The sequence below is a fragment of the Peribacillus sp. genome, from assembly GCF_059453735.1.
This window is the reverse complement of the sequence record NZ_JAZVJO010000182.1, coordinates 1-7,037: the sequence shown is the minus strand read 5'-3', so window position 1 is coordinate 7,037 and position 7,037 is coordinate 1. Positions and strand designations below refer to the sequence as shown.

The window sequence follows — 7,037 nt, the reverse complement described above, 5'->3', positions numbered from 1 at the left end:
CCTCCGACTTAGTTTTTCATTAAATTCATCTTTAAGCTTACTGTCCTTTTTGAAGGCGATTGCGGAACCTGCATCTTCGCTGCCGTCTTCAATTAGCGTGCCATCTAGTTCTTTATTATCTGCTAGATAGCCTTTTGAAACAGTATCTTCAATCACAGCTGCATCGTAACGGCCAGAAATGACTTGCTGTACAATTTCAGGAATCCGATTTAGCTTTTCAACTTTAATATCTACCTTTTCTTTTTTCACTAAGTCTGTAACTAGTCCTTCTTGAATAGAAGCTAATTGTACACCTACTGTTTTGCCTTCAAGGTCAGCGGTTGTTTTTATATCACTGCCTTTTTTTGTAATAAGCATGTTTCTAGACGTATAGTACGTATCACTAAAGTCAACTGTTTTTAGTCGTTCCGGAGTCGGTGTCATTCCTGCTAGCACTAAATCTGCTTGTCCATTTTCTAGTGCTGGAATTAAGCCGTTAAAATCAATATCCTTCGGTTTTACTTCATAGCCTAGCTTTTTCCCAATGGCTTTCGCTAGATCTACATCAAATCCCTTAATTTCTTCTCCTGTAGCTGTTTCAACAAATTCGAATGGCGGGTAATCCGCTGAAGTTCCCATAATCAATACGTTCTCATCTGTATCACTGCCGCTGCCAGTTGATGATTCATCCTTATCAGATGTTCCACATGCTGTAAGTACTCCTGCTAAGATAACAGAAGTAAACACAAGGCCGAATCTTCTCTTCAATTTCATGTTGTTTTCCTCCATTTAAAAAAATTATTAAATCAATATCATTATTATTTTCAAGATATTTTTGTCCTATCCATTCGCTAAAATTATTTTAACATATTTCTATATTTATTCAATATTATTTATAAATAAAAGTGATAAAGTAGAAATAAATCGTACTGATTACTGAGTTTAACAGCTTTTTGGTATATTTTAGATATACATAATATACTTATAGGAACCACCTATGTATAAAAAAAGCAAAAAAAAAAGCCCGGTGTACCAGGCTTAAATTTCTTCACAATATTGTTCAAAATAAGTTTGAAGTTTATTCACTACTGACATTGGATCATGACCTTCAATTTCGTGGCGCTCTACCATAGTTAAAAACTGACCATCTTTTAAAAGTGCGAATGATGGAGATGAAGGCGGATATCCTTCAAAATAATCACGAGCCTTTTCAGTAGCTTCTTTATCTTGTCCGGCAAAAACGGTGACAAGATGATCTGGACGTTTATCATAATGAATCGAATGTGCAGCTGCAGGTCTTGCAATTCCTCCAGCACATCCGCATACAGAATTAATCATGACAAGTGTTGTACCTTTTTGAGCAAATGCTGAATCAACATCTTCAGGTGTTGTAAGCTCTGTATATCCAGCCGTTTTGATTTCCTCACGGGCATTTTTGACCACATCATTCATTAAAAAATTAAAATCCATATTCATGTGCGTGCTCCTTCCATCCTTCTTCTATGTTCCATAACATCATATCAAGATGTTTCCTTTCAATCAATCTTTTTACCTATCCACAAAAATAAGTGAAAAAAATAGGTTTAGAATAGTTGGCAGCGGGTAGAACAAAAATACCCCTAAATTATATACTCACAATGGATAGCAGAAGTTTCTGCTATCCTCTTTTTATATTATGATCCATCGTTTTTATAAAAATTTGTAAAGGCCTCATGAACAGCCTGTGTCACGGTTTTTTTACCGGCAATGACTTCATTTTCTAATTGGGGAAGCATGCGTTTTATACGTTCATTTTGAAAGAAGAGCGTTTGAAGCTGCTCATTAACAAGTGAATACAGCCATTCCTTTGCTTGCATCCTCCGACGTTCTTCAAACACACCTGATTGCTTCGTTAATCCAGTGAATTCACCAATGACATCCCATAGGGCAGGTATTCCCTCACCATTTAATGATGAACAAGTCAATGACTTCGCTTGCCAGCCTTTTGTTGGTGACTTAAGAAAATGGAGAATGCGGCTATACTCAGATTTCGTTCTCAATGCAGCTGTTTTGTTCGAACCATCCGCTTTATTAACAACAATTACATCAACCAGTTCAAGAATCCCCTTTTTCATCCCTTGCAGTTCATCCCCTGCTCCGGTTAAAGCCAGTAAGAGAAAAAAGTCAACCATTCCACGGACAATGGCTTCACTCTGCCCGACACCAACGGTTTCTACAAGAATCACATCAAAACCCGCGGCTTCACATAAAAGCATCGTTTCTCGTGTCTTACGATGGACACCGCCAAGCGTGCCTTCTGACGGAGAAGGACGAATAAACGCCAGTGGATTTCGCGCTAACTCTTCCATCCTTGTTTTATGTCCAAGAATACTTCCGCCATTGATGGAAGAACTGGGATCAACTGCGAGCACAGCAACTTTATGTCCGGCCTGACAAAGATAGGTGCCAAATGCCTCTATAAACGTACTTTTCCCTGCCCCAGGAACACCAGAAATTCCAATTCTAACCGATTTACCGGTATGCGTCATGATGGATTGAAGCAGACTTTGGGCATATTCAAAATGCTGGGGTGCATTGCTTTCAATCAGCGTGATAGCTCGTGCAAGCCTAGCCCGTTCGCCGAGAAGAATGCCCTCCTTTAGTTCTTCGATATCTTGTGGACGATCTTGTTTCTTAACGAATTTACGTATCTTGGTTTCTGAGCTGGCGGAACGCTTAATACCCTCCTGCACAGAGGAAGCAAATCCATCCTCGTTTTCTTCTGCCCATTCCGGCTTTTTGCCGCTCATTATTCAGTCACTTCCTCATATCCAAGACGGCGGTATATTTCATGAAGTACCCTTTTAGCACTCTCAGGAATCACGGTTCCTGGTCCGAATATAGCCGATGCACCATTTTGAAGCAGGAACTCATAATCTTGAGCAGGAATCACTCCGCCGACAATGACGACAATATCCTCTCTGCCTAGTTTCTTTAATTCTGCTGTCAACTGTGGAAGCAGCGTTTTATGTCCTGCTGCGAGAGAACTCATCCCGATCGCATGAACGTCATTTTCAACCGCTTGAAGTGCCGTTTCTTCTGCTGTTTGAAACAGCGGACCTATATCGACGTCATATCCTAAATCAGCAAATGCGGTAGCCACCACTTTCGCCCCGCGGTCATGACCATCTTGGCCCATTTTCGCCATTAAAATTCTCGGTCTTCTGCCTTCTTGTGCTAGGAATTCTTCTGTCATAGCAATTACTTCATCTATATCGCTATCATTGGAATAGGACGAACTATACACACCGCTTATTGATCCAATAACAGCTTTATGTCTGCCTGCAGTTTTTTCAATCACATCAGAAATCTCTCCAAGCGTTGCACGTGCCCGAGCAGCCTGTACTGCTAGTTCCAGAAGATTTCCAACCCCTGTTGCAGCACCTTGTTCAAGTGCTTTAAGAGCTTTTTTGACCGCTGCATCGTCACGCATTTCTTTTAGTTCACGAAGCTTTTGCAGCTGACTTTCCCGAACAGCGGTATTGTCTATTTCCAGTATATCGATTGGATCCTCTATTTCAAGGCGGTATTTATTGACCCCGACAATCGTTTCTTCCTGAGAATCAATTTTGGCCTGTCGTTTAGCCGCTGCTTCCTCAATCCTCATCTTCGGAAGACCCGTTTCAATGGCTCTTGCCATGCCACCTAGGTTTTCAATTTCTTCAATATGCTCCCAGGCACGATCAATTAAGGCTTTCGTTAATGATTCAACATAATAGGAGCCTGCCCACGGATCAATCACTTTCGTAATCCCTGTTTCTTCTTGAAGATACAGCTGCGTATTTCTTGCAATTCGTGCGGAGAAATCTGTCGGCAATGCTATGGCTTCATCTAAAGCGTTTGTATGAAGGGACTGAGTATGTCCGAGCGCTGCTGCATGTGCTTCGAGCAAAGTCCGGACCACGTTGTTAAATGGATCTTGCTCTGATAAACTCCATCCAGAAGTTTGTGAATGGGTGCGGAGTGCCATGGCTTTTGGACTTTTTGGTGTAAATTGTTTCATCAATTTTGCCCAAATAAACCGTCCCGCCCTCATTTTAGCAATTTCCATGAAATAGTTCATTCCAATTCCCCAGAAAAAAGATAACCGCGGTGCAAATTTATCGATATCGATGCCAGCTTCGAGTCCCGTACGAACATATTCAAGTCCATCCGCAAGTGTATAAGCAAGTTCGATATCTGCTGGAGCTCCAGCTTCCTGCATGTGATAGCCGGATATGCTGATGCTATTGAATTTCGGCATATACGTGGAGGTATATTCAAAAATATCAGCAATAATCTTCATAGACATTTCCGGAGGATAAATATATGAATTACGAACCATATATTCTTTTAAAATATCATTTTGGATGGTACCTGAAAGCTTATCTTGAGTGACCCCTTGTTCCTCAGCTGTCACTATATAGAAAGCCATGATGGGCAGTACTGCTCCGTTCATCGTCATAGACACCGACATTTGATCCAGTGGAATGCCATCGAATAAGCGCTTCATGTCCAAAATCGAATCAATAGCCACACCTGCCTTACCCACATCACCGGTTACACGCGGATGATCAGAATCGTAACCACGGTGCGTTGGAAGATCGAAAGCAACAGAAAGCCCTTTTTGACCCATCGCTAAATTCCGTCGATAAAAAGCATTCGATTCTTCAGCAGTGGAGAACCCAGCATATTGTCTGACCGTCCATGGTCGATTGACATACATGGAAGGATAAGGTCCTCGTGTAAAAGGAGCAATACCCGGAACACTATCCATATGTTCTAGGTTTTCACGATCCTTCTTCGTATAGAGAGACTTAATCATGATTTGTTCATTACTCTCAAAAAGTAAATCTTCTATTGAATCCTGAACCATTTGGTTTACATTCTTACTTTGAATTGATTCTTGGTTTGACTTTTTAGTAGGCTTAACTTTTGTAAAATCCGGCTGCCTCATGCCTTCACCCCCAACTGTTTATGCCATTCCGTCAACAGATCGACGGCATTGGTTTTACTATGAATAACCTCTTGGATTCCTGCATCTTTAAACTCGGCCTCGACTTCTTCTTTTTGTTTCCCTGCCAGATACAATCGAACCTGCGGCAGTTCCTTCTTGATGTCTTTTACCACCTGTGCCTTGTAATCTTCATCACTTCCACATAGACAGAGCGTATGTACGCTGGTTTTTTTGATAAAATCAATTGCTTCTAAACAGGAACCTTCGACAACCTTAATCCCTCCCGCTGCTGCCAACGCCTTCATAAAATCAGCACGCGGTTTATAATTCTTAAGTTCTCCAATTGTAAGCAGACCAATCTTAGGCGCTTCACCGCTTACTTTACGATGTGCCGCACTGCGCTTCCTTAACTCTTCGAATGGTTCTGCGAGCCTTTTTGGCTTAATCGCTGGAATAGACTGTGGATCCATTAATGTATAATAACTAGTTATTTCTTTTACCGCTGATCTGTCTGACCCTAAATCAGCAGGATTAGGGTAGACGTTTGTCCCAATAATACTTACCTTCCGCGATGCTAAATCATGTTTTCTCTTTTCGAAGACATCCCTTATTTCGTCTTGAATTTTTCCTTCTTGAAGTAAAGGAAGGATTCCTCCTGAAGTATGTATATCAAAGAATTTCTCCCACGCTTTTACAGCTATTTCATCAGTAAGTTGTTCCACATACCAAGAGCCGCCTGCGGGGTCTGCCACTTCAGTAATATGTGTTTCTTCTTTTAAAATGAGATGAATATTTCGCGCAATTCTGTCAGCCGCCTGATTCTCTATAGAAGACGCATGATTAAATGGATGAACCTCCAAGTATTGAATACCGCCAATGACCGAGGCAAAAGCTTGATTCGCTGTGCGGAGAATATTCACATGCTCGTCATAAAGCGTTTCTGAACGTTCTGACGTGACAGCATGAATAACCATTTTAAAATGCTCAGCATCTACATGATAAGCTTCGGCAAATTGAGCCCATAGACGTCGAGCTGCCCGCAATTTAGAAATATTCATAAAATAATCTGAATCCACTGCGAACGAAAATATCATTTTATTTGTAAGATCTTCTACCGTAAAACCATTTTTTTGCCCTTCTTCGATATATAATGCAGCTGTTGCAAGAGCGTACGCTAGTTCTTGAATAGCTGAAGCTCCGGCATTATGATAGGTCACTGACTTTATCAGGATACTTTTAACTTGCGGAGCATGGCTCTCCATCTCTCGCAATGTATGGAACCAGTCTTTAAAAAAGAGTTCTGGTTTTCTAGGAATATAACCATCAACACACCATTCCGCAACTGGATCTTCTGCTAACACCCCAGTAATCGAACTGGTCAGCTTTCCTAACTGTGGCAGTAAGTTTTTTTGTAATCCTCTGGCATCGATGTACAATGGCAGCTGATCAAGCGGAAGCCCATCAAGTAATTCTGTAAGCTCACCGTTTACAAGTAAGTCCGCAGGGAAAACAATAGCATTTTGACCACGTAAGAGAGCCAATTTCATTTTTTCATTGGCTTCCCTGCAATCAGCACCTCCAACAGGTTGGCTGACTGCCCACGGCTCGTCATGATAACTATTGGTATAGATGCCTCTCGTATAGGGAAACTCACCGGGATTTTCTGTGTCAGTAAGGGAGACGTCATTCTCCGTATAAAGCGGATTTAAGGTGATTCCCTCATAAGTGGGTGTTTTAAGTTTATCTATTGTTTTCCCCCGTAAAGCAGCCTCAGCTGCTGACCGCCATTGTTCATAATCGGATTTAGGAAAGGAAAGGTCTTTAACCTTATCAATATTCATGTAATCGCTTTCTTATCTCTATACGAAGTGATAAAGCGTTGTAGAGCGAACGCTCAGTCAGTACGAATAAGAAAGCTGTCCCCCTTCTCACTTTTTTTGAATTATAGTAACATTCTAACATATCTAAATTCTAAATAGAAAGCTACTATTACTGGTTTTCCCTTTTCTCCCTGCCTCTTTTAATAGCTAAATCAGACCATTTTAAAAATCGCTTCAAATATTTCTAGTTCACGTTCATTATT

5 protein-coding genes are annotated in these 7,037 nt (G+C 41.0%); all 5 read right to left on the bottom strand.

What is annotated here, in order from left to right; genetic code table 11:
- The coding region (locus tag AC52RT_RS06020) for a transporter substrate-binding domain-containing protein (RefSeq protein ID WP_495539907.1) at positions 1-747 on the bottom strand (747 nt) is incomplete at its 3' end.
- Between the two features lie 270 nt (positions 748-1,017).
- The gene (locus AC52RT_RS06015) at positions 1,018-1,455 is read right to left on the bottom strand and encodes a BrxA/BrxB family bacilliredoxin (protein ID WP_495539906.1); all 438 of its coding nucleotides are present in this window, start codon (positions 1,453-1,455) and stop codon (positions 1,018-1,020) included.
- A 197-nt stretch (positions 1,456-1,652) separates the two neighbouring features.
- Positions 1,653-2,768, bottom strand: coding sequence for a methylmalonyl Co-A mutase-associated GTPase MeaB (gene meaB, locus AC52RT_RS06010; protein ID WP_495539905.1), 1,116 nt, complete (start codon positions 2,766-2,768; stop codon positions 1,653-1,655).
- Positions 2,768-4,954 carry a methylmalonyl-CoA mutase gene (gene scpA / locus AC52RT_RS06005; RefSeq protein WP_495539904.1) on the bottom strand — a complete coding sequence of 729 codons (2,187 nt, stop codon included), beginning with the start codon at positions 4,952-4,954 and terminating at the stop codon, positions 2,768-2,770. Before scpA ends, meaB begins: the two co-directional genes overlap by 1 nt.
- Positions 4,951-6,795, bottom strand: a complete 1,845-nt coding sequence (locus AC52RT_RS06000; protein WP_495539903.1) for a methylmalonyl-CoA mutase family protein — start codon at positions 6,793-6,795, stop codon at positions 4,951-4,953. Before AC52RT_RS06000 ends, scpA begins: the two co-directional genes overlap by 4 nt.
- Positions 6,796-7,037 lie beyond the last annotated feature (242 nt).

Coding starts and splice junctions, on each gene's coding strand:
- scpA (WP_495539904.1), bottom strand. CDS start 4,954: ATGAGGCAGCCGGATTTTACAAAAGTTAAGCCTACTAAAAAGTCAAAC.
- AC52RT_RS06000 (WP_495539903.1), bottom strand. CDS start 6,795: ATGAATATTGATAAGGTTAAAGACCTTTCCTTTCCTAAATCCGATTAT.
- meaB (WP_495539905.1), bottom strand. CDS start 2,768: ATGAGCGGCAAAAAGCCGGAATGGGCAGAAGAAAACGAGGATGGATTT.
- AC52RT_RS06015 (WP_495539906.1), bottom strand. CDS start 1,455: ATGAATATGGATTTTAATTTTTTAATGAATGATGTGGTCAAAAATGCC.